General features: G+C 55.6%; 19 protein-coding genes and 2 rRNA genes. All 21 read right to left on the bottom strand.

The window, feature by feature from the left end:
• Nucleotides 1–138: 138 nt before the first annotated feature.
• Nucleotides 139–1857 carry an amino acid ABC transporter ATP-binding/permease protein gene (locus G5S47_RS03420; protein ID WP_219585823.1) on the bottom strand — a complete coding sequence of 573 codons (1719 nt, stop codon included), beginning with the start codon at nt 1855–1857 and terminating at the stop codon, nt 139–141.
• Nucleotides 1857–3524, bottom strand: coding sequence for an ABC transporter ATP-binding protein/permease (locus tag G5S47_RS03415; protein ID WP_219585822.1), 1668 nt, complete (start codon nt 3522–3524; stop codon nt 1857–1859). Before G5S47_RS03415 ends, G5S47_RS03420 begins: the two co-directional genes overlap by 1 nt.
• Nucleotides 3525–3570: 46 nt before the next feature.
• The gene (locus tag G5S47_RS03410; protein WP_179370401.1) at nt 3571–4638 is read right to left on the bottom strand and encodes a hypothetical protein; all 1068 of its coding nucleotides are present in this window, start codon (nt 4636–4638) and stop codon (nt 3571–3573) included.
• Nucleotides 4639–5053: 415 nt separating this feature from the next.
• Complete coding sequence (locus tag G5S47_RS03405; RefSeq protein ID WP_179370402.1) at nt 5054–5479, bottom strand: metal-sulfur cluster assembly factor; 426 nt, start codon at nt 5477–5479, stop codon at nt 5054–5056.
• Nucleotides 5476–5943: a Fe-S cluster assembly sulfur transfer protein SufU gene (gene sufU, locus G5S47_RS03400; RefSeq protein ID WP_006680949.1), complete on the bottom strand. Its 468-nt coding sequence runs from the start codon at nt 5941–5943 to the stop codon at nt 5476–5478. Before sufU ends, G5S47_RS03405 begins: the two co-directional genes overlap by 4 nt.
• The gene (locus G5S47_RS03395) at nt 5943–7235 is read right to left on the bottom strand and encodes a SufS family cysteine desulfurase (RefSeq protein WP_219585821.1); all 1293 of its coding nucleotides are present in this window, start codon (nt 7233–7235) and stop codon (nt 5943–5945) included. Before G5S47_RS03395 ends, sufU begins: the two co-directional genes overlap by 1 nt.
• Before the next feature lie 5 nt (nt 7236–7240).
• Nucleotides 7241–7993, bottom strand: coding sequence for a Fe-S cluster assembly ATPase SufC (gene sufC / locus G5S47_RS03390; RefSeq protein ID WP_195224306.1), 753 nt, complete (start codon nt 7991–7993; stop codon nt 7241–7243).
• A 57-nt stretch (nt 7994–8050) separates the two neighbouring features.
• Nucleotides 8051–9229: a Fe-S cluster assembly protein SufD gene (gene sufD, locus G5S47_RS03385; protein ID WP_219585820.1), complete on the bottom strand. Its 1179-nt coding sequence runs from the start codon at nt 9227–9229 to the stop codon at nt 8051–8053.
• A 1-nt stretch (nt 9230) separates the two neighbouring features.
• The gene (sufB, locus tag G5S47_RS03380; protein ID WP_006680945.1) at nt 9231–10679 is read right to left on the bottom strand and encodes a Fe-S cluster assembly protein SufB; all 1449 of its coding nucleotides are present in this window, start codon (nt 10677–10679) and stop codon (nt 9231–9233) included.
• A 38-nt stretch (nt 10680–10717) separates the two neighbouring features.
• The gene (locus G5S47_RS03375) at nt 10718–11428 is read right to left on the bottom strand and encodes a helix-turn-helix transcriptional regulator (protein WP_243440772.1); all 711 of its coding nucleotides are present in this window, start codon (nt 11426–11428) and stop codon (nt 10718–10720) included.
• 93 nt (nt 11429–11521) lie between these two features.
• A complete protein-coding gene (locus tag G5S47_RS03370) occupies nt 11522–12172 on the bottom strand; it encodes an NUDIX domain-containing protein (RefSeq protein WP_006680943.1) in 651 nt (216 codons plus the stop codon).
• Nucleotides 12169–13890, bottom strand: coding sequence for a CTP synthase (pyrG, locus tag G5S47_RS03365; protein WP_006680942.1), 1722 nt, complete (start codon nt 13888–13890; stop codon nt 12169–12171). The genes G5S47_RS03370 and pyrG overlap by 4 nt, the downstream gene beginning before the upstream one ends.
• A gap of 147 nt (nt 13891–14037) precedes the next feature.
• The gene (locus G5S47_RS03360; protein WP_006680941.1) at nt 14038–14964 is read right to left on the bottom strand and encodes a copper transporter; all 927 of its coding nucleotides are present in this window, start codon (nt 14962–14964) and stop codon (nt 14038–14040) included.
• Nucleotides 14965–14975: 11 nt separating this feature from the next.
• On the bottom strand, nt 14976–16154 hold the full coding sequence (gene steA / locus G5S47_RS03355; RefSeq protein ID WP_006680940.1) for a putative cytokinetic ring protein SteA: 1179 nt from the start codon (nt 16152–16154) through the stop codon (nt 14976–14978).
• Nucleotides 16151–17821: a DNA repair protein RecN gene (recN, locus tag G5S47_RS03350; RefSeq protein WP_006680939.1), complete on the bottom strand. Its 1671-nt coding sequence runs from the start codon at nt 17819–17821 to the stop codon at nt 16151–16153. The genes steA and recN overlap by 4 nt, the downstream gene beginning before the upstream one ends.
• Nucleotides 17818–18666, bottom strand: a complete 849-nt coding sequence (locus G5S47_RS03345; protein ID WP_219585819.1) for an NAD kinase — start codon at nt 18664–18666, stop codon at nt 17818–17820. The genes recN and G5S47_RS03345 overlap by 4 nt, the downstream gene beginning before the upstream one ends.
• A complete protein-coding gene (locus G5S47_RS03340; RefSeq protein WP_006680937.1) occupies nt 18663–19496 on the bottom strand; it encodes a TlyA family RNA methyltransferase in 834 nt (277 codons plus the stop codon). Before G5S47_RS03340 ends, G5S47_RS03345 begins: the two co-directional genes overlap by 4 nt.
• Nucleotides 19493–19702, bottom strand: coding sequence for a hypothetical protein (locus G5S47_RS03335; RefSeq protein ID WP_006680936.1), 210 nt, complete (start codon nt 19700–19702; stop codon nt 19493–19495). The genes G5S47_RS03340 and G5S47_RS03335 overlap by 4 nt, the downstream gene beginning before the upstream one ends.
• The gene (locus G5S47_RS03330; protein WP_257878496.1) at nt 19702–22317 is read right to left on the bottom strand and encodes an HAD-IIA family hydrolase; all 2616 of its coding nucleotides are present in this window, start codon (nt 22315–22317) and stop codon (nt 19702–19704) included. The genes G5S47_RS03335 and G5S47_RS03330 overlap by 1 nt, the downstream gene beginning before the upstream one ends.
• Nucleotides 22318–22559: 242 nt before the next feature.
• Nucleotides 22560–22676 (bottom strand): 5S ribosomal RNA (gene rrf, locus G5S47_RS03325).
• 109 nt (nt 22677–22785) lie between these two features.
• Nucleotides 22786–25906 (bottom strand): 23S ribosomal RNA (locus tag G5S47_RS03320).
• Nucleotides 25907–26131: the final 225 nt, after the last annotated feature.

Raw genomic sequence — 26131 nt, 5'->3', positions numbered from 1 at the left:
ATATCGGTACGATCCATTGGTTTGGTGTTGGACGCAGTCTGAACCGAGCAACTGAGTGCCCGCCAGACCGTCTGATCCCCTTCCTCAGTGCACCAAAGCCGGTACTCATACGTGAGTGCCGGCTTCATGCTTCCTCAACTAGACGTTCCTCGTGAAGAACTCTTCAAGGGAGCTCCCTTCGGAGCGGATCGTTGATGGGCTTCCGACGCCGACAATCCGACCGCGGTCAAGAAGCACGATCTGATCTGCGCCATCGATCAGGTCAAGACGATGCGTTACTTCGATGATCGTCATATCCAAGGTGTCAAGGTTGTGACGAATCTGGGCTTCCAACTCAGAGTTCAGCTGTGCGGTTGCTTCATCGAGGATCAGAATCTTCGGGTTCATCACCAGTGCGCGTGCAAGACTAAGACGCTGGACTTGGCCACCGGACAGAGCGCTACCTCCCTGAGCGACGCGCGTATGAAGCCCCTGTGGCATCGCTCGTACTTCATCAGCAACGCATGCATGTTCAAGAGCACGCCAAACCTGTTCATCACTGGCGTTCGGCGCACCCAAAGTGACATTGTCGCGAATAGTCGTGTTGAGCAATTGGTTCTTCTGCGAAACAGCGACCACGCTGTGTCTCAAACTATCCAAAGTGAACGTTGAAACATCGATGCCGTCGATCAGAACGCGCCCCGAATCGGGGTTGTCGTAGCGTAACACCATTGTCATTACCGTTGATTTTCCAGACCCTGATGGTCCAGCCAATACAACGTGTCCGCCACTTTTGACCGAAATAGTGACATCTTTCAGAGCAGGGGCGCTCACTGACGGGTATGTGTAAGTAACGTTCTCGAAAGTTAGCGTCGGAGCATGGTCAAGGGTGAGTTCCTCATCGCCGTCATCCACATTCGCGGGCGCATGGCATATTTCCCAGAGACGGCGCGCAGCAGAAAGTGAATGATCCAGATATCCGGTCGCATCTTCAACGCCACGAGGCCCTTCAAAAAGACGTAGCGTTCCAGCGGTCAGAATCGCGACGATGACGGGAGAATAGCCGGCATTCATTGCTGACCAGGCGATTGCGAGAGTACTGATAAGTGTGAGTGCAGCATTCAACGCGCGACGCAACGCATTAGCGCGTTTGGCAACACTCGCCGACGATGAGATACGAAAGCCGATAGCGTCCATCTCTTCAAGGCGTTCATTCACACGCCCATATCCCACTACCTCTTCAGCGCCAAAGACAGAATCCGTGACGTGCTGAGCCAGGTGCCGGCGAAGTTCAAGTGTGTGTTTGGTTGCCTCGAGTGAGCTCCTTGCCCCCAGGAACGGGACAACCGCAAGAGCAATCAGGAGGCACAGTGCCGGAACAGCGACGATCTGCCATCCCCACACAATGCCAGCACCGATAAGAAATACGGGCGGAACGATAATGGCTGAAACGACCGGCGCGAACGTGTGAGCATACACGACTTCAATCCGGTCAACGTCGCGCGTCAGTGACGCTAGGACATCGCCACTCTTCGAACGCAACACAATCCCGGGGGCCTTTGGCCACAGTCGCGAAAACACCATCGTGCGCAGTAGTTCCAGCGCCTTGAAAGCGACGTAATGACCGGTGAATTGCTCGCAGTAGTAGGCGCTAGCTTTGATCAGGGCAACAACGACTAGCCAGAACAGGATCGTGGCACATTTTCCATTTCCCGCCACCACTGCGACGAGTCCCCCTGCCCCCAGGGCAAAGAGCACAATATCCATTGACAGATTGACGAGGCGGAAAAGGGTGCTGACATAGAGGGGCTTGTGGACGTCTCGCGTATGCGAAGTCAGCCATTTCACCAGCTGAAGAACGCTCGGCTGTGATTCCATCAGAGAACCTCCTGGCCAATTGTGTGTTCGTTTGCATTCACGCGGTGCAGTTCCCCTTGGCGCATCTCATACACTAAGTCAGCAAGTGCAAGCAGAGCCTTACGGTGTGTCACCACCACAATCGTCCACTCTCGTCCAAGTTCAGAAATCGCTCGAATAATCTTCTTCTCGGATTCAATATCAACCTGAGACGTGGGCTCATCGAGAAGCAGAATTGTGCGTCCGGATAAAAGAGCCCGAGCAATCGAGATTCGTTGCGCTTGCCCACCAGAGATCAGCCCACCCTGCTCTCCAATCTGGGTATGAAGGCCTTCGGGCATCCGCTCAATCTCATCAGCTACCTGCGCTTGTTTCAAGGCCTGCCACATCTCTTCTTCGCTGGCATGGGGGCGTGCAAGACGTAAGTTGTCAGCGATCGAACCGGTGAAAAGCCAGGTTGATTGCGCAACCGAGGCGCTTAAAGCGTGCGCCTGATCGATCGACAGAGATGCCAAAGAGTTGCCCGAAACAGCAACGGAGCCGGACTGCGGTCTCAAGTCACCGCGTAGCAGGCGAAGAAGAGTAGTCTTGCCCCCGCCCGAACGACCGATGATTGCCACGCGATGACCAGCTGGGACCTTCAAAGAGACCTCGTGCAACACTTCACCGCGACCATAGTCGTAGGAAACAGCATCAACACTGATCGATCCGTCGTTCGCGATCGAAGCGTGGCTGACGACATGGGAGGCGCGGTCATGGGTCGCTTTGTAACGCCCGATTGCTTTCTGCGATGCAATACCGCCCATTCCGATGTAGAAGAAGCCGGCGACCTGCACCAAGGGTTCGACGAGCAGTACGGTCAGAAGCATCGTTGCGATCGCTTGTCCGAGGTCGACAGCACCCGCATTAAATCGTGCGATTGTCAGTGCAGTCGTGGCACAGATCAGGATCAGCGAGAACAACCCGTCTAGAACAATGATGACGATCTGGTTTCCTGCCAGCAATTTCATGATTGCGCTTCGGTTTTTCTCGCCCTGAACGCGCAGATCCTCTTCAATTCGTGGGCCAGCCCCGAACAGACGAATAGTGATGAGATTTCGGATCGCATCAAGATAACGGCCAGCCAGTTGGCCTCGTTGCTTTCGCGACTCCGATGAACGCTGACGGAAAAGCTTCTGGAAGCCACCAAGCAGCAAAGGAATCAGCGGGCAAAGCATCATGATTCCCAGCCCCAGAACCCAGTCAAAAGCAACGGCGACAAATCCGAGAGTGAGGAACGGCGCCACAATCGTCGCGATCGTCGGGCCCAAGTAGACCTGGCGAAATTCAGTGACACGTTCCGTATTGTCGGTTGCCAGCTGAACAACATGCGCTTGATCAGATGCTTCTTCACTGGTTGAGCTGAACACACGCATCAGAAGATCGCGACGAATACGTTTTTCTTCCGCACGGGCGACCTTGCCACCATATACGATTTCAACGCCGGCGAAGGTCGCAACGAAAAGACAGGCGATGATCGGAATAAGAAGCGAAATAGTACGACCGCCAGTCGCATAGTTCCCAATTTGGATTCCAAGCCACACAAGGACGACTCCGAACGCAATCAGATATCCCAATCGCAAGGCGGCGACAATAATCGAATCACGGCGTCCACGGTCGGTGATGACCGAGTTTTTTATCTGTTTCATTTCATCAATCCGATATGAGGCTCAGGAAATAACGACTCAACGGCTGTTATTCTCCGACGACGACCATGACCGAGTGCGGGGCAAGAGCAACGTGCCCCGTGCACGTATTACCACTGATGACATCTAATCCATGAACGTTGGAGAGTTCTGCCATCGTGCTACCGTGATTCACAATAAACGTCATGTGAGCGCGTTGGACGACTTCGATACCGCGCGGGAATTGTAGGTTCGTTGGCCGGATACGCGCATGAACGCTGATGAGTCTGAGCAGTGTTGCTCGGGTGAATGCATCAAGATCAGCGCCGACAAGCCACACGTTTCCGCCCGCTTCCCCGTGTGCGTTTGCGACGGCACGTTTGGTGATGATCGGGCGACCATCAAGCTCACTGAGTGGATCATCAACGCTCGCTAACGTGGTGGTCGAGTCACCCGGGGTGAAGACACGTGCCCAGTTTGCTGCGCGCAATGCTGGCCGAGGCTCATTCATCAGTTGACGTGTTCGTTCAAGGCTCGGATCAGTCGCGGTAAGTTTCAGGGGAGCAGTCGAAGTCTTCAGATGCGTTCCGGCATGCTTGAGTGATGGTTCTGTGAGGCGACCGACGAGGTGCCACGTTGCATCATTGGCTTCGTCGAGCCTCTGAAGGTGAGACTCCCCCTCGAACTGAACTCCGGCGGTCTTCGCGAAAGCGGAATCTGAAGGTTGCGTGGTTGAAGGAGCAATAAGGAGGACCTGGTTGCCGCTTTCTGCTAGGTGCTCGATCGTGCTGTGAGGCAAGGTGTTCGTCTGATTCGCGTCAATGATGATAAGAGATTCGAAGATCGCCTGGTCGATATCGGTGAGCACGCGAACGCCGTACCCTTGCTCCCATGCGGTTCTCTGCCACGTAGAAAAATTCGTGAAGGCTGGGCGTCTGTCGTATGAGTCAGAGTCAACCAGAATCGCGATTTGAGTTGTGGGCGGGACATCATCGACAGCGGACAGGTAGTCAACCAGATGTGACAGGGGTTCTTCCTCAATGTCGATGCTGGAACGAACAGCTGAAGAAGTCGCTCCCGATGCAAACATCTGAACAATGTCAAAAGTGCGGGCGACTAATGTGGTATTGGCTCCCATTCGTCGCCTCCCCTGTTGATTCATACAGTCACGCTTTGATCGACTTAACTATATTGACCGATCGCGATATTTCCTTAGGTCATCCTACGCGGTTGTGAATAACGAGGATGCCTTGAACCACTCCATGACCGTCGTATCCAACTGCGTGTTCGGCCCCGGTGTACACACGAGTGTGCCCCTCGTGCGCGAATAATTATCGCACGAGGGGCACACCCAGCCTCATCTGACCTGTGGGATGACCAGACATACTAGACGGTCGCTGAATGATGCTCTGCTTTCGTAGCCTGAGCACCACGCCTCCGGAAAGAAGCAGAAGCGAACCTGCCATGATCCCAGCCATCCCTTGATCGGCGTGTCCTCAACCGTGCCGGCGTCGCGAGTCCACCACTGATCACGCTCAGACGTTGAAACCAGCTCAGACGTTGAAACCAATTGCGCGGAGTTGCTCACGACCATCCGGAGTAATACGATCCGGCCCCCACGGTGGCATCCACACCCAAGAAATAGTCACTTCAGGCGTCAATGCGGAAAGAACGGACTGTGCCTGACGCTCGATGACATCCGTCAGCGGGCAGGCAGCAGAGGTCAGTGTCATATCGAGAACAACTGTGTCGTTCTCAGCAATGTTCACGCCGTAGACCAGTCCAAGGTCAACGATGTTAATGCCAAGTTCAGGATCGATGACGTCTTTGAGTGCTTCGAGGATATCTTCACCCTTCAAAGAACCGTTTTCAACGATGTCTGTGCCGTCAATCTGGCGAATATTCTCAGGCTGTTCTTGTGCCGGTGGTGCGCCGAAACGCTGCTCCACAGGCTCCGGAGCTGCCATGGGGTTATTCATTTATTCCCTCCTGCGATGTCGGTTCCGAGCTGTGCAAGCGCGTCACGCAAGGCGTACCAGCCGAGCAGTGCACACTTCACGCGATTGGCAAACTGAGAAGTGGATTCAAGAGCCGCTGCATCCCCCAAAGCGTCAAGGACTTCGTCGGGCACTCCCCTGTTCCTCGAATGCATCATCGATTCCATGGACGCATATGCTATGCGTGCTTCCTCAATCGAGTGGTTCGCGACCAGGTCGTTCAGCATGGACAGAGATGCTTGAGAAATCGAGCAACCATCGCCATCCCACACAAGCTTTTCAATCGAGCCGTCGTTAGCGAGAGTAACGCCAAGGGTTACTTCGTCGCCGCACGTGGGGTTTACTTGGTGCGACGAGGCCGCGACCTCTTCCACATCGCCTCGGCCGTGTTTGGCGCGGGCATGATCCAAGATGACCTGCTGATAGAGCTGATCCAAGCTTGACATCAGAATCCTCCGAAAAACTCTCTCACGCGTCCAAGGGATGCGACCAGACGATCGATTTCTTCTTCAGTCGTCGACACTGCAACGGATGCTCGTGCGGACGATCGAACAGAGAAGAACGTATGAAGTGGGATCGCGCAATGATGACCGACACGAATCGCGATATCATCAGCATCCAAAATCTGACCGACATCGTGCGGATGGACACCATCGACTGCGAATGCCACGACGCCCACACGATCCACATCGGTTGTTGGGCCAAGGACTTTCACACCGTCGAGTGAGGCAACCCCATCAAGCAGACGCTGCGTGAGGGCTTTCTCATGGGCGTGTACGCGATCCATACCAATGGCGCTCAGGTATTCAAGCGCAGCCGTCCAACCTGCGATTTGAGCTACGGGCTGAGATCCCGCTTCAAACCGTTCGGGAGCGGGCATGTACGTCGATTCCTCCATCGTCACGTATTCGATCATTGATCCGCCGGTCAAAACCGGAGGCATCATGTCGAGGAGTTCCCGCCTGGCCCACAACGCACCGACGCCGGTAGGACCAAGCATCTTGTGCGATGACATGACCGCAAAATCCACGTCCATGGCACGAACATCAATCGCCATATGCGCGCTCGACTGACAGGTATCAGCCAAAACAAGAGCTCCGACACTGCGTGCCTTTGCGACAATCGCATCGACGGGAGAGATCGCGCCCGTCACGTTCGACACGTGAGTGAAAGCAACCAGCTTAGTGTTGGGCGTAATGACGTCGAGTGTCTCAAGGTCAATGCGACCGTCAGGAGTCAGATCCAACCATTTGAGTTCAGCGCCGGTTCGTGCGCACAATTCCTGCCACGGAACGAGGTTCGCATGGTGTTCTGAGCGAGTGGTGACGATCGTGTCTCCTGGCCCAATTCTCAGTGGAGTCGAAGCCGTGCCACCACGGCCAACAGACGCATGACCGATAGACAGAGCAACAAGGTTGATGGCTTCGGTCGCGTTCTTGGTCCACACGATCTCATCGCTGCGCCCACCGATAAACGAGGCGAGCGCACTACGTCCGTCTTCGAACGCGCTGGTCGCTTCGTCCCCCAAAATATGGGTTCCGCGGTGAACAGCAGCATTCGAACGACGGTAGAAATTCGCTTCCGCATCAATGACGCTGGCAGGCTTTTGAGACGTTGCAGAGGCATCAAGGTACGCGATCGGCTTCCCTCCGCGCCCCAGTCGAGCGAGAATCGGGAAATCCGAACGGATAGCTTCGAGCTCTACAGCGCTAAAGTCTGCTCCGAGAAGCGAATTCATGTTGATCAGAGACCCAGGTACTTGTCGTAGCCTTCTTCTTCAAGCTGGTCAGCAAGCTCGGGGCCACCTTCGGCGGCAACGTGGCCGTTCACGAAGACGTGAACGTGGCTCGGCTTGATGTAGCGAAGAATGCGCGTGTAGTGAGTGATCAGCATGACGCCACAGCCGGTGGTGTCATGGACACGGTTCACACCCTCAGACACGATGCGCAGAGCATCGACGTCCAGGCCGGAGTCGGTTTCATCCAGGACTGCGAAGGTCGGTTGCAGGAGTTCCATCTGGAGGATCTCAAGACGCTTCTTCTCACCACCGGAGAAGCCGACGTTGACGTCACGCTCAGCGAAGTCTTTGTCCATACGCAGGTGCTCCATAGAGGACTTCACGTCCTTGACCCACTGGCGGATCTGCGGTGCTTCACCGTTGATGGCGGTCTTAGCGGTACGCAGGAAGTTGGAAACGGAAACGCCCGCAACCTCAACCGGGTACTGCATGGCCAGGAACAGACCGGCCTTGGCGCGCTCGTCAACGCTCATCTCAGTAATGAGCTTGTCGTCGAGCCATGCTTCGCCCTGGGTGATGGTGTATTCGGGATGGCCGGCGAGTGCATAGGCAAGCGTGGACTTGCCCGAACCGTTCGGCCCCATAATGGCGTGGATTTCACCGGACTTGATGGTCAGATTCACGCCCTTCAAGATCTCCTTGGGGCCGTCAGCGGTTTCAACCGTGACATGCAGATCTTTGATCGTCAAAGTCGACATTGTTTCTCCTTGTCGGCGCGAGGCCGCAATAGTTGGTGCGCCACATGGCGCGCAGGGTCAGTTCGTTCGGGACTTGGCGAGTTCGGCCTCGACGGCCTCCATGAGGTGGTCAACCACCTCGGGCACACCAATCTGATTAATGAGCTCGGCGAAGAAACCACGGACAACAAGACGACGTGCCTCGTGTTCGCTGATTCCTCGGCTCATCAGGTAGAAGAGCTGTTCGTCATCGAAACGGCCGGTTGCGGATGCGTGTCCAGCTCCGCGGATTTCACCGTTTTCAATTTCGAGGTTCGGAACAGAGTCGGCCTTGGCGCCCTCGGTGAGGACCAGGTTGCGGTTCAGTTCGTAGGTGTCGGTGTCGTCGGCTACTTCCCGGATCAGGCAGTCGCCAATCCACACCGAGTGTGCGCCGTTGCCCTGCAGAGCACCCTTGTAGGTGACTCTCGAGTAGCAGTTCGGCTGGGAGTGGTCAACGAACACGCGGTGCTCGAGGTGCTGACCGCCGTCAACGAAGTACAGGCCCAGCATGTTGAGTTCACCACCGGGGCCTCGGAAATCAGTATCGGAAGAGATACGGACCAGGTCGCCACCGAAAGTAACAACGATGTGCGTCAGGGAAGCATCCTTGCCCAGTGCCAGTCGGTGGTTTGAGGCGTGCAGTGTGGTGTCATCCCATTCTTGGATTGAAACGAAGGTGACCTTCGAGCCGTCCCCTGCGTTCACTTCGACGGTCTGATTGACAGCTGCTTCTTCAGAGCCGCGGTGGTTCAGGATGATCGTCGCTTCGGCGAGTTCGCCGACCTCAACGAAGATGTGCTGGGCGCGAGTTCCTTCAACAGCGTCAACGTTCAGACGGATCGGTTCGCTGACCTGCATCTGGGCAGGAACAGAAACAATTGTCGACTCACCATACTGATTCCATGCGACAACCGCTGTGCGATCACCGGGAGCAAGAACAGTACCCAAGCGAGAATCGGAGCGATCAGCCTGTTCAACTGTCACGCATTCAGGAGCCTCAACGGTGACCGGGGCATCACCCTGGTCATAGTTTTCAACCTCAAAAAGACGTTCGATGCGACGCATCGGGGTGAAACGCCAGTCTTCTTCGCGACCGTGCGGGGTCGGGATTGCATCGAGATCGAAGGAAACCGGGCGGTCTGCGCGGCTGGCGTGGCCGCCCTTTTCGACGCCGCCGTGAGAGTGCGCTTTATTCATCACTTCTTGTGTCGTCATATCAGCCGACGGATCCTTCCATCTGCAGTTCGATCAGGCGGTTGAGTTCGAGCGCGTACTCCATCGGGAGTTCCTTCGCGATCGGCTCAACGAAACCACGAACGATCATTGCCATTGCTTCGTTCTCATCAAGGCCACGGCTCATCAGGTAGAAGAGCTGGTCTGCCGACACCTTCGAAACGGTTGCTTCGTGACCCATTTCGACGTCATCGGTTCGGACGTCAACATAGGGGTAGGTATCGGTACGTGAAACCTTGTCGACAAGAAGCGCGTCGCACAGGACGTTGGACTTCGAGTGCCGTGCGCGGGCGTTGATCTGAACCAGACCGCGGTACGAGGTACGGCCACCGCCACGAGACACGGACTTCGACACGATCGAAGAAGAGGTGTGCGGTGCCATGTGGACCATCTTGGCGCCAGTGTCCTGGTGCTGACCGGGGCCTGCGAAACCGATGGACAATGTCTCTCCACGGGCATGCTCGCCCATGAGGAAGCAGGCGGGGTACTTCATGGTAATCGCGGCACCCATGTTGCCATCGACCCACTCCATAGTTCCGCCTTCTTCGACGATGGCGCGCTGGGTCACGAGGTTCAGAACGTTGGTCGACCAGTTCTGGATCGTCGTGTAGCGAACGCGTGCACCCTTCTTGACGAAGATTTCGATAACACCTGAGTGCAGTGAGTTCTCGTCATAAATCGGCGCGGTGCACCCTTCGACGTAGTGAACGTAGGAGCCCTCATCAGCGATGATCAGCGTACGTTCGAACTGGCCAAGAGCCTCAGTGTTAATGCGGAAGTAGGCCTGAAGCGGGATGTCGACGTGAACGCCTGGTGGCACGTAGACGAAGGAACCACCCGACCAAGCGGCGGTGTTCAGTGCGGAGAACTTATTGTCACCGGAGGGAACAGCTTTGCCGAAGTACTCCTGGAAGATTTCTGGATACTCACGGAGACCCGTGTCGGTATCGAGGAAGATGACACCCTGGCGTTCAAGATCTTCCTGAATCTGCTGGTAGACAACCTCAGACTCGTACTGGGCAGCGACGCCGGAGACCAGGCGATTCTTTTCAGCGTCCGGAATACCCAGACGATCGTAGGTATTGCGAATTTCCTCGGGAAGGTCTTCCCACGCATTCACCTGACGGTCGGTGGGGCTGACGTAGTACTTGAACGTATCGAAGTCGATATCCGAAAGATCCGGGCCCCATGTGGGCATCGGCTTGCGATCGAAGATTTCAAGTGCCTTCAGACGACGTTCACGCATCCACTCCGGCTCATTCTTATGATCCGAGATCGAACGAACAACGTCCGCATTAATGCCGTATTCAGCATTCTTTGAGTACTCGTCGCTATCGCGCCATCCATACTCATACGCGCCAATTGAGTCGATGATTTCATCATCACTCATGTGACGGTCATCGAGGTCAGTGACCTGCGGTGACTGGGTCATAGTGGTGTCAACCTTCCATTCTTAATTTCAAGCACGCTCTACTTACGCCGAGTGGCTCGTGAAGCCGAACGAAGCACGGGTGCGCCCACGGGAATGTGAGTCGTACAGACGTGACCACCGCCGGCAAGAGTTGCAAGCCTCTGAATGTGAACATCAAGAAGTCGACTAAACGCTTGGGTTTCTGCCTCGCAGAGCTGCGGGTAGTCACCGGCAACTTCCTGAATAGGACAGTGCCCTTGGCATAGCTGAATAGCAAAATTGCCATTACCGATGTCTCGAACCGTCGCAGCATAACCGTCTTGAGTCAGTGCATCGGCAAGAGCCTGAGCACGGACCTTCGGGTCTGAGCCAGCTTCGCGCACGATAGGCGCATAGCGACGCTCAATTTCACGCGAACGAGAGGCCGCGAAAGAATCAATCGCTTCCCCACCGCCAACCTGTCCAAGGTAACCGAGGGCTTTGACAGCTAGCTCGGAATATCCGTCAGGCAACTTCGTGTGCGCGTTCGGTGTTGCGACATAGTGACGAGCCGGGCGTCCACGACCGCGCTTTTGCAACTGCGCCGGTTCCATCTCCATGATTTCTTTCGAATCCAACAAGATGGTGATGTGCCTGCGCACGGCTGCGGTAGTCAGCTTAAGAATTCGAGCGATGACGGTTGCAGTCACGGGTCCTTTTTCGACGATCAAATCGAGGACTTGCTCGCGAGTTCGCGCATCGAGCTGTTCGCCCACAAGGCCTCCGATCATCTGTTCACATGGGAATCTATGTCAGAGTCTACGTCCTTTTACGCACAATATGCTTATCGAAATTCAGACGTGTCAAAAACGCCACACGTTTCCTCAGCGCATCCAGGGTGAATCCGCAGGTCGGAGGTTCTTCCAACCACGTGCTCGCGCATTCCAGGTTGCAAGAATTCCAGTTACCGCAGATGGGTTGTGCAACTTGCCAGCAAAGATCATGTCCACAGCGTCATCAAGCTTCACCCAGGAACTCACCATGAGTGCCTCTTCGTCCAGACGTTCGAACTCCTGATCAAGCTCGACCAGATCACGCGCGAGGAAGATACGAAGCGATTCAACAGATCCTCCCGGCGATGTGAAGTAGTCGACCAGAACATCCCATTGATTGGCTTGAAGATCAACTTCTTCAGCCAGTTCTCGCTGGGCGGCACAGACATAGTCTTCCCCTTCGATATCGAGCAATCCCGCGGGAATTTCCCATAGGTTTGCTCGCACCGGATGACGATACTGACGTTCAAGAAGTACCTCTTCGTTGCCAGCTTCGCCCCGCAACGCCACGACAGCGACCGCACCTGGGTGCGTGGTGTACTGGCGAAGGACAGGTTCAGCGTCTTCAATCAGACGAACTTCATCCTCTTCAAGCCCGATGACCCGACCATCCCACAGATGACGGTGTTCAATGACCTCGAATTGAGCTGGAGTGTCGCCTTCGGCCTTCGCCTGAGAGGCCGCAACTTCACGCAAGGTCATTTCGCCGATTCCTCAACGACATGAGTGTCTTGGTTCGACGAGTAGCGTCCCTTGTGGCGTTCCAGGGCAGCGTGGACGAGGCTCGCGAACAGTGGATGCGGGTTCGTCGGACGCGACTTGAACTCCGGGTGAGCCTGGGTCGCCACGTAGTACGGGTGCACGGAACGATCAAGCTCAACGAACTCAACCAGATCACCCGAGGGCGAAGTACCGGAAATATGCAGGCCCGCCGCTTCAAGGCGATCGCGATAGGCGTTGTTGACCTCGTAGCGGTGACGGTGACGTTCGGTCACCTCGGTCGTTCCATACGCCTGAGCAACAATGGAACCTTCGGTGAGTTTTGCAGGGTAAGAGCCAAGGCGCATCGTGCCGCCAAGATCACCTTCGCCGGAAACGATGTCCATCTGGTCAGCCATCGTGGCAACAACCGGATCGGAAGTCTCGGGATCCATCTCCGTCGAAGAAGCGCCAGCCAGACCCAGCATGTTACGCGATGCTTCAATCACCATGCACTGCAAGCCAAGGCAGAGGCCCAGAGTAGGAACGCCGTGTTCACGTGCCCAGCGCAGGGCACCAAGCTTGCCTTCGATGCCTCGTACACCGAAACCACCGGGGACACAGATCGCATCTACACCGGCAAGTTCACGACTGGCACCTTCGGGCGTCTCGCAACCATCGGACGCGACCCAGCGGATATCAACGCGAGCATTGTTTGCAAAGCCACCGTGCTTGATGGCTTCCTGAACCGACAGATACGCATCGTGCAGATCAATGTACTTGCCAACCAGGGCAACCTCAACGCGGTACTTCGGGGAATGAACCCGCTCGAGCAAGCCATTCCACTCCGTCCAATCAACATCGCGGAACTGCAATCCAAGACGTTGAACCAAGTAGGCATCAAGTCCCTCACGGTGAAGCGTCGGCGGAACCTCGTAAATCGACGACACATCCTTGCACTCGATGACGGCATCGCGGTCAACGTCGCACATCAGCGCGACCTTGCCCTTAATCCCCTCAGGAAGCGGACGATCCGTGCGCAGCACAAGAGCATCGGGAGCAATACCGATCGAACGAAGAGCAGCAACAGAGTGCTGCGTCGGCTTCGTCTTCAGTTCGCCGGCAGCCGGCAGGAACGGAATCAGCGAAACGTGAACAAAGGCAACGTTCTCGCGACCAAGATCGGCGCGCACTTGACGTGCAGCTTCGAGGAACGGCTGAGATTCAATATCACCGACGGTGCCACCAATTTCCGTGATGATCACGTCAGGAGTGTTGCCTTCGGCATCAGGACGAGCCTGGGAACGCATCACGCGTTTAATTTCATCAGTAATATGCGGGATAACCTGGACGGTATCACCAAGGTATTCACCACGACGCTCCTTCGCGATCACCGTCGAGTAGACCTGACCGGTTGTCGCGTTTGCGTCACCCGAAAGAGCAACATCAAGGAAACGCTCGTAGTGACCAATATCGAGGTCGGTCTCAGCACCATCTTCCGTCACGAAAACTTCACCGTGCTGGAAGGGGTTCATTGTGCCCGGATCGACGTTAATGTACGGATCAAGCTTCTGCATAACAACAGAAAGACCACGAGAACGAAGAAGACGACCAAGACTTGAAGCGGTCAACCCTTTACCCAGTGAACTGACGACACCGCCAGTAACAAAAATCTGCTTGGTTACCATTTGATCTGCGCCCATAGCGCGCGTTGAAGACATCACCATGGGACTCCAGCATAACAAAACGGTGCGTATCACCTCGACTCAGAAGGCCAAGATGATACGCACCGCACAGTTGGAAACGCCACGTGGTGGAAGCGCTAGTGGCTCGCTGTCACGAACGTTGAGGCGAAACGATAGCTCCTATCACGGAAGCTCAGGTATAACCGCAGTGGCGCCATTTTGAACGCCGTATGCGCGAGCAGTTGCGGACGCATCCTTCAGGGAGATGACGGCTGAGATTGCCGACAGCGTCGTGCCAGGCGAATCGATTGACGTGACCTGGGCACCCTGAGTGCGCAGAACCTGTCCCATGGACGAATCCGTCGAAGCATCGGCGACGATAACCGCAGACTTCGGAACAGAAGTAACCGCCTGAGCAAGACCCAACCACGCCTGAGGAGCACGTTCCACAACGCCAGACTGGGAAGAATCTGCAGAGTTCTGAGCTAAAACAGTTGCCGAAGCACGCGGGCCGACGACAACGATGGCTTCTGTTGCTCCGGCCGGATCCGTGGCGATCGACATAATCGGAGTGGAATCGTCAGTCAAAATCTCCTTCACGAGGTCCGTTTCAGAACCCGTAGTCGTCAAGACTGCAACGATGCCGAAGCTGATGATTGCTTCGCCCGATGCAGATGAGGGCAGATTAGACATATGGCTCGAAAGGGGGCTTGAAAGGGTCTCACGGTACTGAGACATTCCAGCGTTATCAAAGTTGTCCGTCAGCGAGACATGGCCGATTACCTCGGCGCCAGCGGCGGACAGGCGATCGCTGACCGTAGTAATGTCTTCAGCCGTAGCTCCGGGCAGACCAATTGTTGTTACCTTCATGCCGGACAGAGTGCCATCAAGCTTGTTCGATGCAATCGCATCAAGACCTGCTGCTTCAGCGCTTGCCAAAGCTTGAGCCTGAGCAAGAGCCTGGGCATCGGCAACGGAAGATGCTGCATTCTTATCTGCAAGAGCCCCAGAGATTCGGGACTGCAACGGACCAGAACCGAGGATGACACCGATCGAAAGCGCCACGAACACTGCGATCAGCGATACCAGGTGGTAACGGAAATTCATCATTTTGTATCTCCTCAGTTGAGGTTCGTCAAAGAGTCAGGGGACAATGGGGTGGACGGGCTCGCAAGCGAAATAATCGATGAGAACAAATCATTGCCCCACGGCGTCGCCCAGAGAGCAACACCGATTCCACCAATCATCACCAACGCCAGTAGCACGATCCAGAAACCTGAGAGTCGTGGGCGGTGGCTGGCGGCAACTGCTCGAGCCTGAACGAGTTCATCCCCGGCAACGAGTCGAGTAAAGAATGAGGGCGACATCGCGGAGCGACCACGGTCAACGAAATCGTCAAGATCGTGATGACCACCGACGAGAACGATCGACGAGGCGCCCGAATGCTTAGCTACCAGCAGGGCAACGTCTTCGGACGAACCCGACATTTCGACAACGTCGGCGTGCAGACCCATGCGGTTGAGTCGTTCGCTTCCTTGAGCGATACCGTCGTGACCGCGTCGAAGAATCCTACGGCCTGCTCCACGAAGAACCTTATCGCTGATCTGATCCATGTCACCGACAACGATCTGAGGTTTAAACCCGGCAGAACGCGCCAGATCACTACCTCCGTCAACACCGATGATGATCGGAGACGCATCGCCGATCCAACGCTTCAGGTTCTTCAGCTGTTGTTTGGTCTGGGAATCGTCAAGGACGACAACAACGGGCTTTCCTTCGAGGTCTTTCTTAAAGGTCGGAACGCCAACACCTCGTAGGACGCCTCCATCACGATCAAGGAATTCTTCGATCGAGGCTGCGAATGAACCGATCTGCGTTGAAATGAGCTGTCGGCTTTCGACTTCGTCGTTTTCCAAATCGCGCAGGGAAAGCAGACGACCTGTCGATACGACTTCATCGTCGCGAAGAACACGACCATCTTCGATTGTGATGGTGTCACCTTCACGCAGGGACATCACGTCGGGGCCAAGATCATCGATGACGATGATTCCTGCTTCGAGAAGTACACGAGGTCCGCGCACCTGTTGGCGACCTGACGACGAAGGCGCGGCATTAAGGACGGCCTTCGGTTCACGCGACACGAGAGCGTGCGCGCTTTGACGATCAAGGTCAACCTGATCGATTACTGCAATGTCACCGGGTTCCATGCGAGCAGTAATGTTTCGAACACGACTGTCAACGCGTACGATACCCGTGATTTGTGTCGCGCCTGAAGCGGACTGGATTTTTTCGCTACTCATCCCTGTGATTGTGGCACGGCTGAAGTCAGGACTTCGATAGCGTGTCGGCGCGCCGCCGGAGAGTGAGCATCTCCACCCATCATCCGCGTTAATTCAGCCTCTCTGGCTTCACCTTCCACCACGTGCACGTCGGTGAGACCGTCATTCTTCGTCACCACTAGGTGGTGCGAGGCGAAGACAGCGACCTGCGGGAGGTGAGTGACGACAATAACCTGCCGGTTTTGCGCCAGGCGTTTCAAACGGGCACCCACTTCAGTCGCCGTTTGCCCGCCAATTCCCGCATCAACTTCGTCGAAAATGAAGGTCTTCGTGGTGCTCTTTTCACCCAAGACGACTTCGAGTCCCAGCATGATGCGGGACAGCTCGCCACCGGAGGCTCCTTGCCCAAGTGGGCGTGGTGTGGCCGACGAGTGCGGTTGAAGCAGGATAGTGACGTCGTCGAGGCCATGCGACGTAGGTTTTGTCTTTTCAACGATACAAATAAGCTTCGCGTCTGCCATGGCAAGCGCGTGCAGCTCCCCCGTTACTTTTTCCGCCAGCTCACAACCGCATCGGACGCGGGAATCGTGAAGCCGTGAACCGACTTCGAGGACACGCGCTTGAGCTTCCTTCAGTTTCTTTTCGGCGACCTCAGGATTATTTCCACTGGTCACAAGCTCTTCAAGACGCCTACGTGCGCGTTGCGCCCATTCAATGAGGCCAGTCGCATCATCGGCCCGGCCTTCAAGAAGTTTCTTCAGATCAGCGCGTCGCGAATGAACCCATGCAAGACGACTGGGGTCAGCGTCGAGGCTACGAGCGTAGGCTCCCAGGTCATCCCCCAGAGTCTCAACATCGATTGCGATCGATTCTGCCTGTCGTTCAAGAGACGCGAGCGACTCGTCGAGACTGCGCGCGCAAGAAATCTGGTCGCGACTGTGTCGAAGAAGGCTCGAGGCTCCATCTGTATCGTCAGTTCCTCGGATGAAAGCTGTTGCAGTATCAATAAACCGACGGAGGTCTTCCACGCTCATCAGGCGACGCGCTTCAAGTCGTAGCTCTTCGTCCTCACCTTCATGAGGGTCGAAAGCATCAATCGCTTCAAGAGCTGCGCTTAGCGATTCTGTTTCTCGGATACGCTCATCTGCGTTCTTCGTAATGTCGTCGAAAGAACGCTTGGCGTTCACCGCTTCTTTCCAAGCTTTCTCGTATTCGGCCAGCAGATCCTGGTGCGCTTGGTCGCCGTAGGAATCTACGAGGTCACGTTGCGCGTTCGGGTTTTTTAAACGCATTTGTTCGGCCTGCCCGTGCACTGTGATCAGAGGGGCAACCGTCTGGGCAAGCCCCGATGCTGGAACCATTCGCCCACCGACGTGTGCGCGCGAGCGCCCCTGGGCTAGAACGGTACGCGAAACAATCAGCTCCGAATCTTCAACGTCAATTCCCTCTTCGACCAGAGGAGCTATGTGTTGCTCATCCAGAATGAAGACACCATCGACTTGCGCGCGAGATCGTCCTTCGCGCACTAAGGCTGGCTCTGCCCGCGAGCCCAATAGAAGATTGACCGATGTGAGCACCATCGTTTTACCGGCACCCGTCTCGCCGGTAAGGACCGTGAGCCCCTCACCGAAGTCAAGAGTGGCGCGGTCAATCACACCGATCCCGGAGATTTCAATCGTTGAAATCATTTCCCGACCGACCTGTTACGTCCGTTCCTCCAACCGCGGGTCGGAAGATTAAATTTCTGAACCAGACGAGTCGAGAATGGAGTGTCATCAAGACGGACAAGTCTCACCGGCCACTGACCAACCGTTGTGGTCACACTCGAGCCCGAAGGCAAACTGTTCCGTCGTTTGCCATCGCACCATAGTTCTGGCGAGGTCCAGTTTTCACTGAGCACGCCCACTTCAAGCTTGGAAGATGGACCCACGACAAGCGGCCTCGTAAACAATCCATGAGCCGCCAACGGCGCCATCACGATCGCCTCCATATCGGGCCATACAACTGGTCCACCGGCAGAGAAACTATATGCGGTTGAGCCTGTTGGCGTCGCCAAAACAATGCCATCAGCGCCATACGTTGAAACGTCCTGTCCGTCGACTGCCAGCGCAAGATGCACCGGATGGGCAACATCCGTGTGGATAACGACCGCTTCGTTCAACGCCCAGTCAGTAATGACTGTCCCATCGGGTTGGCGAACAACAACGTCCAACGTCATGCGGGTTTCCAGATGGAAATCTTCGTTCGCGATGCGTTGTGCCAGTTCGTCGAAGCCCTGATCGGTTGCCTCAGCGAGAAAGCCCATGTGGCCGAGGTTCACTCCGAGAAGGGGGACATCGCAACGGCGAGCATATTCAGCTGCCGCAAGGATCGTTCCATCGCCACCGAGGGCAAGAAGAAGATCGGCAGAATTTGGGCGCGCTTCTTCGACGACCTCTACGCCAAGAGAGTCGAGCTCGCTCATCATGACCGATGCTGCTGTCTGCGCGTCAGGACGATGCTTATGCCAGACAAGCATGACGCGACGAATCATTGAAGTCCCTTCGAATCTGCGGGGCCAGCGATCACTGCCTCTTTGATACGTGAGCGTAACTCATCAGCATCAATTCCGCCTGAGCCAGATGCGGACATATGGATAAAGTACTCAACGTTCCCAGAAGGCCCCGGAAGAGGCGAAGCTGCGACTGCGCGGACTGTCAGACCGTTGTCGATGGCGCAGAGCGCAACATTTTCGACGGTTTCCACGTGATGGTTCGGGTTGCGAACAACGCCACCGTGGCCGAGACGTTCTTTGCCGATCTCAAACTGCGGCTTCACCATCAGCAGGAAATCAGCGTCATCGGTTGCAACTGCAACGAGAGCCGGGATAACAAGCGTCAGTGAAATAAAGGACATATCGCCAACAACGATCTGTGGCTTCGGATCCAGATCGCCGTCTTTCATCGTGCGTACGTTGGTACGATCCATCACGACGACACGAGGATCTGACTGGAGCTTCCAAGCAAGCTGACCGTAACCAACGTCAACGGCAAACACCTGGCGGGCTCCCCTGCGTAACAACACGTCAGTGAATCCACCGGTTGAAGCGCCGGCATCCATACACACTGTGTCCGCAATCGTGGGAGCAGTATCGCCCAGAATATCTAGGGCACCGGCCAGTTTATGCGCACCACGAGAGACGTATTCAATCTCTAGTGCCTCGCTGATCACGATCGCCTGTGCAGGATCCATTTGACGTGCGGGCTTCAGAACGATTTCTCCGTCGAGCTTCACACGCTGGTCAGCGATCATTTCTTGGGCGTGGGTACGAGATCGAGCCAATCCCCTGCGCACAAGCTCCGAATCAATTCGACGCAGTTTCACAAGAACTCCGGACCGGATAGACGCGTGCGTAGAACAACGTCGCGTTCTTTCAAACGAACGATCTCGCGTTCAAGTTCTTCGATGCTCACCGTTTCAGACTGGGCATTCTGTCCTGAATTCGTAGCCTGGTGAGCATCATCATTGCGAAGGCTCCGGTTCTGGGGCGGCATCACGCCCGCCCCAGAACCGTCACTGAGATTAGTCATCACTCGCCTTGAGTTTCGCCCGCTTCGTCATCGTCTTCAGTTTCGGCAAGAAGACGTTCGAGTTCTTCTTCGCCGGGAAGGAACGCAGGAGTTTCCAATGCTTCATCAAGTTCATCTGCTTGAACTGCAAGCAGTTCGTCAGAGGAGGTGAAGCCCTCGTCGCTTTCTGCGTCTTCTAAGATTTCAATCGGCGCAACAACGATTCCGGACTCATCGTCGTTCGGAACGACTGTGAGCTTGGGGCAACGCGGGGTCTCTCCGGCGTTTTCGTCAGAGTAATCCCAGCCTGCTGCCGCCATTGCACGGTAGGTGTCGAGCGTAATCGTGTAGATCTCATCCGCGGCCAGTTCAACATCGTCGACGAAAATTCCACCGTGACGTGCGATGCGGACAACCTGAGAGACGCCACAGGTCCAGGAGTTATCCAGGTGGTGCTTAGCGCGCGGATGAGTTTCCTGAAGGCCTCGGATATCGAGGGCAAGGAAGCTGGGGCGCTGGCCGCGAGGAGCCGTCACAATGGCTTGTGCGTCATGAATACCGGTAAGAACATGCATTGCCGGCATGCCTGCGCGAATAGCACCCAGGATGTCGGTTTCAAGGCGGTCGCCAACAGCGATCGGCTTCTCTCCGCCAACCAGCGCAGCAGCACGCTGGTAAATACCCGGTTCCGGCTTGCCCGCTGCAAACGCACGCTTGCCCGTTGCATGTTCAATGGCGGCGACAAGAGAGCCGTTGCCAAGAGCAAAGCCACGTTCCTGTGGAAGAGTTGTGTCAAGGTTCGTTGCGAAGAAGCGCGCACCGCGTTGAATGGCAAATGCGCCTTCCGACATGAGCACCCAGTTCACGTCCTTGTCGAGGCCCTGAACAACGGCAACCGGCTCATCATCAGCGGAATCAACAAGCTCATATCCCGCTTCAGTCAGTGCAACGCGAAGACCGTCGCCACCGATAGCAAAGACCTTCGAACCGTCTTCGATACGTTCCTTCATCAAAGCAATAACATCCATGGCGGAGGTCATCACCATCGACGGATCTGCTTCAAAGTCCATCGTGTTCAGTTTGTCGGCAACCTGGCGAGGGCTACGCATCGCGTTATTCGTAACGAACACGGTCTTCATGCCGGCTTCGCGTGCTTCTTTCACTGCGTCAGCTGCATGTTCGATCGGCTCATCACCATTCCATGCGGTGCCATCGAGATCAAAGAGGGCAACATCGAATTCTTCGACCAGCGGTCTTGACATTGCACGAAGCTGAGTGCGCTTATTGTCAACGTCAGCATCCGCATAGAGCGAAATATCAACGATATCGGGGTCTTCGATTTCTTCAGGAAGTTGGGATTCGAGTTCGTCGGCTTCAACATCGCGTCCAAGTTCGCGCAGACGATCAATCTTGACCTCGTTCAAGCGACGCAGGAGGAAGGGATCCGTGTCTGCGGGCAGTACAGCCAACGCATCATCGACGATGAGCAGACCAACTTCGCTCTGGCCAAGATCGGCGCGAGCGCCGGAAGAAACCAGAATCAGTTCGACTTGCTCAGACAGTTCCATGCCTTTGGTTTCAGTCTGGTCGATGATTTCGACAGCCTTTTCAGGGCGTCCCAGGCCACGTTCACAATCGGCTTCGACTGCACGAAGCGAGTTGTCACCGCGCATACGACGGACGGCGCGGACCTCACGGAGCGCCTCGTCATAGCGACCGGATGCGTATGCGGTCAAGGCACTTGCTTCGCGGACAACATCGACGCGACCGGCACGCGCAGATGCTGCTAAAGCATGCTTGTAGGCAAGTTCCGGATCAAGGTCAATCAGCTGTCCGGCCATCACGAGGTGGCGGGCAACGATGTCCTTATTCGGGCCGGAAAGTGTAGTAAGTGCGCGCAGTGCTGCGGCATCAAGTTCCTGAGCGGACACACCTGCGGGAATCGTGGGCTCATTCGGATTGGGCGAGACGTACTCGTCAGTGGAAGCGTAGTTTTGGTACTGCTCTTGGTTATGGCTGGGAGGCATGCGATCACCGCGCTGGCGATCGCCACCGCGACGCTCATTGTTACGGTCAAAACCGCCCGAACGGCGGTCATTGTTACGGTCGAAACCACGACCTCGGTTGTCATCACGACGACCATAACCGCCGTCACGCCGATCGTTATCACGTCGTGCGTATCCGCCTTCACGGCGATCGTTGTTACGGTCGAAACCACGACCACGATTATCATCGCGACGCCCATAACCGCCCTGACGACGATCATCACCACGACGCCCATATCCGCCTTCACGGCGGTCATTGTTACGATCAAAGCTACGACCACGATTGTCATCACGACGACCATAACCGCCGTCACGCCGATCGTTATCACGTCGCGCGTATCCGCCGTCACGCCGATCATTGTTACGATCGAAACCACGACCACGATTATCATCACGACGACCATAACCGCCGTCACGCCGATCGTTATCACGTCGCGCGTATCCGCCTTCACGGCGGTCATCGTCGCGACGGCCGTATCCACCTTCGCGACGGTTGTTGTTTGCGCGGGATTGATTGTGGTCGCTCCACCGTGAGCGACGTTGGAATCCACCACGACCCTTATCAAAACGTGATCCTTGTTCTTCTGCCATGGCTTCTTCCTCTATTCCTGCGCGGTTGCGCTTTTCAAACGTGGGCGTTCTAGCCCTGATAGCTACATTTCTACTTTAAAAAGCATAGCCGGTTCACGGCGATAATCCGCCAGATAACTGCCACATTGTGCGTGAGTCCACTCGTCTACCGCTATGCGTTGCCGAGCTTTGACTGAAGGGCACTTTGTGCACAGTAGTAAACCCCTTGGAGGGGTGCTCCAAGGGGTTTACGTGAGTTAAAATTGCGGCGGTGTCCTACTCTCCCACACTCTGTCGGGTGCAGTACCATTGGCGTTTGTGGGCTTAGCTTCCGGGTTCGGAATGTTTCCGGGCGTTTCCCCACTACTATGACCACCGCAAAAATGGTCACTCGCTTGTGTTGTCCACTCCCCCTTGCTGGGGGTGTGGGTTGAGTGTGATTCGTATAGTGGTTGTAAGCAGTCTTACTTTTTGTTGCCTTTTTGTGGTTTCGTGTAGTGTCGGCCAATTAGTACCAGTCGGCTCGCGAGCACATTGCTGTGCTTCCACCTCTGGCCTATCAACCCGCTAGTCTGGCGGGGGCCTTCACACCATTACTGGTGTTGGAAACCTCATCTTGGAGCAGGCTTCCCGCTTAGATGCTTTCAGCGGTTATCCCTTCCGAACGTAGCCAACCAGCCGTGCACCTGGCGGTACAACTGGCACACCAGAGGTTCGTCCATCCCGGTCCTCTCGTACTAGGGACGGGCCTCCGCAAGTTTCCTACGCGCACAGAGGATAGGGACCGAACTGTCTCACGACGTTCTGAACCCAGCTCGCGTACCGCTTTAATGGGCGAACAGCCCAACCCTTGGGACCAACTCCAGCCCCAGGATGCGACGAGCCGACATCGAGGTGCCAAACCATGCCGTCGATATGGACTCTTGGGCAAGATCAGCCTGTTATCCCCGGGGTACCTTTTATCCGTTGAGCGACCACGCACCCACGTGCCATGGCCGGATCACTAGTTCCTGCTTTCGCACCTGCTCGACCCGTCGGTCTCACAGTCAAGCTCCCTTGTACACTTGCACTCGCCACCTGATTACCAACCAGGCTGAGGGAACCTTTGAGCGCCTCCGTTACTTTTTGGGAGGCAACCGCCCCAGTTAAACTACCCACCAGGCACTGTCCCCAACCCGGATTACGGGCCGAGGTTAGATGACCGCGTGAACCAGAATGGTATTTCAACGACGACTCGACAAGAGCTGGCGCCCCTGCTTCACAGTCTCCCACCTATCCTACACAAGTCCAAGCGAACACCAATACCAAGCTATAGTAAAGGTCCCGGGGTCTTTCCGTCCTTCTGCGCGTAACGAGCATCTTTACTCGTAGTGCAATTTCACCGAGTTCATGGTCGAGACAGCGGAGAAGTCGTTACGCCATTCGTGCAGGTCGGAACTTACCCGACAAGGAATTTCGCTACCTTAGGATGGTTATAGTTACCACCGCCGTTTACTGGGGCTTAAATTCAAGCCTTCACCACCCGAGGGTGGTTGAGCCTTCCTCTTAACCTTCCAGCACCGGGCAGGCGTCAGTGCGTATACATCGTCTTACGACTTCGCACGCACCTGTGTTTTTGATAAACAGTCGCTTCTCCCTATTCTCTGCGACCCCACAACGCACACACCCAGAAAAAGGGGGGACGTCACAGGGTCCTCCTTATCCCGAAGTTACGGAGGAATTTTGCCGAGTTCCTTAACCATGATTCACTCGAACGCCTCGGTATACTCTACCTGACCACCTGAGTCGGTTTAGGGTACGGGCGCGTCATGCCCTCACGTCGAGGCTTTTCTTGACAGCTTAGGATCACCACCAGACACCCCAAAAGGGCACCCCCATCAGTCCTCACCCTACATGCCTACCGGATTTACCTAGCAGACGGGCCACAACCTTAGACACACACAACCATCGGTGCGCGGCAGCTACCTTCCTGTGTCACCCCTGTTAACACGCTTACCTACAACAATCAGGATCCCACAACACCCAAGCTGATCAAACCCGAAGGAATGAACAGTCCAGATGCGGGTGGTTAGCATAAAAGCTTCAGTATTTGGCGGTCACAACGCGGTACCAGAATATCAACTGGTTGTCCATCGACTACGCCTGTCGGCCTCGCCTTAGGACCCGACTAACCCAGGGCGGATAAACCTAGCCCTGGAACCCTTAGTCAATCGGCGGACGGGATTCTCACCCGCCATTCGTTACTCATGCCTGCATTCTCACTCCCACACGCTCCACCAACCGTTCCCAGCAGGCTTCACCGCACGCAGGACGCTCCCCTACCCACCCACACAACCTTAGGCAGGTCCCCTGCCCAGGCTCTTTCATGTGTGAGTGCCACAGCTTCGGCGGTACGCTTAAGCCCCGCTACATTGTCGGCGCGAAACCACTTGACCAGTGAGCTATTACGCACTCTTTCAAGGATGGCTGCTTCTAAGCCAACCTCCTGGTTGTCACCGCGATCTCACATCCTTTCCCACTTAGCGCACACTTAGGGGCCTTAGCTGATGATCTGGGCTGTTTCCCTCTCGACTACGAAGCTTATCCCCCGCAGTCTCACTGCCATGCTCAACCTAATGGCATTCGGAGTTTGGCTGACGTCAGTAACCCATAGGGCCCATCGGCCATCCAGTAGCTCTACCTCCACCAGGCAACACACAACGCTGCACCTAAATGCATTTCGGGGAGAACCAGCTATCACGGAGTTTGATTGGCCTTTCACCCCTACCCACAGCTCATCCCCCAGGTTTTCAACCCTGGTGGGTTCGGTCCTCCACACAGTCTTACCTCTGCTTCAACCTGGCCATGGGTAGATCACCCCGCTTCGGGTCCAGAACACGCGACAGGCGCCATATTTCAGACTCGCTTTCGCTACGCATACCCCACACGGGTTAAGCACGCCACGTATCACTGACTCGCAGGCTCATTCTTCAAAAGGCACGCCATCACCCCACAAGGCTCTGACGGCTTAAAGGCACACGGTTTCAGGTACTATTTCACTCCCCTCCCGGGGTACTTTTCACCATTCCCTCACGGTACTATGCACTATCGGTCATCAAGAAGTATTTAGGCTTACCAGGTGGTCCTGGCAGATTCACACGAGATTTCACGAGTCCCGCACTACTCGGGCACCTATCCCACCTACGCATGCAACAGTCCATCTACACGACTATCACGCACTCCGGTCCGCTATCCCACACGGTTCAACTACCATCACACACGCAAGCCCCTCCCCGGCAGAGAAGAGACGAACAAGCCCCACAACACCGCACACGCAACCCCCGCCGAGTATCACACGCACACGGTTTAGCCTCCTCCGCTTTCGCTCGCCACTACTCACGGAATATCTTTTCCTACGGGTACTAAGATGTTTCACTTCCCCGCGTTCCCCCCACCACCCTATACACGTTCAGATGATGGTAACCAAGCACAACCCTGGTTAGGTTCCCCCATTCGGACACCCTCGGATCAAAGCTCGCTCGCCAACTCCCCGAGGCATATCGCAGGCCGCAACGTCCTTCATCAGCTCTTGATGCCAAGGCATCCACCGAATGCCCAACAAAACTAAACAAAACCACACAACAAGAAAATAAAGATGCTCACAACCACTATACAAATCACAAACAACCCACCACACACACCACCACCCCCCAAACACCCCACAAACACAGGGCGCAACAAAAAAGAGAGGCGGCAACATGCGAGCCAAAACGCTCAAACGGTGTTGAACGTGAACCCGACAGCGTGTCTGCTTCCATGGAGCTTGCACCCCTGTTTTCCACTAAAAAACACCCAC

It is taken from the genome of Schaalia turicensis (genome assembly GCF_019380255.1).
Lineage (GTDB): Bacteria > Actinomycetota > Actinomycetes > Actinomycetales > Actinomycetaceae > Pauljensenia > Pauljensenia turicensis_A.
The sequence above is the reverse complement of the archived record's forward strand: the minus strand, read 5'-3'. Positions and strand labels throughout refer to the sequence as shown.

Excerpts from the sequence above, each read along its gene's own strand:
- G5S47_RS03335 (WP_006680936.1), bottom strand. The coding sequence starts at position 19,702 with ATGACTAATCTCAGTGACGGTTCTGGGGCGGGCGTGATGCCGCCCCAG.
- sufC (WP_195224306.1), bottom strand. The coding sequence starts at position 7,993 with ATGTCGACTTTGACGATCAAAGATCTGCATGTCACGGTTGAAACCGCT.
- steA (WP_006680940.1), bottom strand. The coding sequence starts at position 16,154 with ATGAGTAGCGAAAAAATCCAGTCCGCTTCAGGCGCGACACAAATCACG.
- recN (WP_006680939.1), bottom strand. The coding sequence starts at position 17,821 with ATGATTTCAACGATTGAAATCTCCGGGATCGGTGTGATTGACCGCGCC.
- G5S47_RS03415 (WP_219585822.1), bottom strand. The coding sequence starts at position 3,524 with ATGAAACAGATAAAAAACTCGGTCATCACCGACCGTGGACGCCGTGAT.
- pyrG (WP_006680942.1), bottom strand. The coding sequence starts at position 13,890 with ATGTCTTCAACGCGCGCTATGGGCGCAGATCAAATGGTAACCAAGCAG.
- G5S47_RS03345 (WP_219585819.1), bottom strand. The coding sequence starts at position 18,666 with ATGATTCGTCGCGTCATGCTTGTCTGGCATAAGCATCGTCCTGACGCG.
- G5S47_RS03360 (WP_006680941.1), bottom strand. The coding sequence starts at position 14,964 with ATGATGAATTTCCGTTACCACCTGGTATCGCTGATCGCAGTGTTCGTG.
- G5S47_RS03410 (WP_179370401.1), bottom strand. The coding sequence starts at position 4,638 with ATGGGAGCCAATACCACATTAGTCGCCCGCACTTTTGACATTGTTCAG.
- G5S47_RS03420 (WP_219585823.1), bottom strand. The coding sequence starts at position 1,857 with ATGGAATCACAGCCGAGCGTTCTTCAGCTGGTGAAATGGCTGACTTCG.
- sufB (WP_006680945.1), bottom strand. The coding sequence starts at position 10,679 with ATGACCCAGTCACCGCAGGTCACTGACCTCGATGACCGTCACATGAGT.
- G5S47_RS03405 (WP_179370402.1), bottom strand. The coding sequence starts at position 5,479 with ATGAATAACCCCATGGCAGCTCCGGAGCCTGTGGAGCAGCGTTTCGGC.
- G5S47_RS03375 (WP_243440772.1), bottom strand. The coding sequence starts at position 11,428 with ATGATCGGAGGCCTTGTGGGCGAACAGCTCGATGCGCGAACTCGCGAG.
- sufD (WP_219585820.1), bottom strand. The coding sequence starts at position 9,229 with ATGACGACACAAGAAGTGATGAATAAAGCGCACTCTCACGGCGGCGTC.
- G5S47_RS03370 (WP_006680943.1), bottom strand. The coding sequence starts at position 12,172 with ATGACCTTGCGTGAAGTTGCGGCCTCTCAGGCGAAGGCCGAAGGCGAC.
- sufU (WP_006680949.1), bottom strand. The coding sequence starts at position 5,943 with ATGTCAAGCTTGGATCAGCTCTATCAGCAGGTCATCTTGGATCATGCC.
- G5S47_RS03395 (WP_219585821.1), bottom strand. The coding sequence starts at position 7,235 with ATGAATTCGCTTCTCGGAGCAGACTTTAGCGCTGTAGAGCTCGAAGCT.
- G5S47_RS03330 (WP_257878496.1), bottom strand. The coding sequence starts at position 22,317 with ATGGCAGAAGAACAAGGATCACGTTTTGATAAGGGTCGTGGTGGATTC.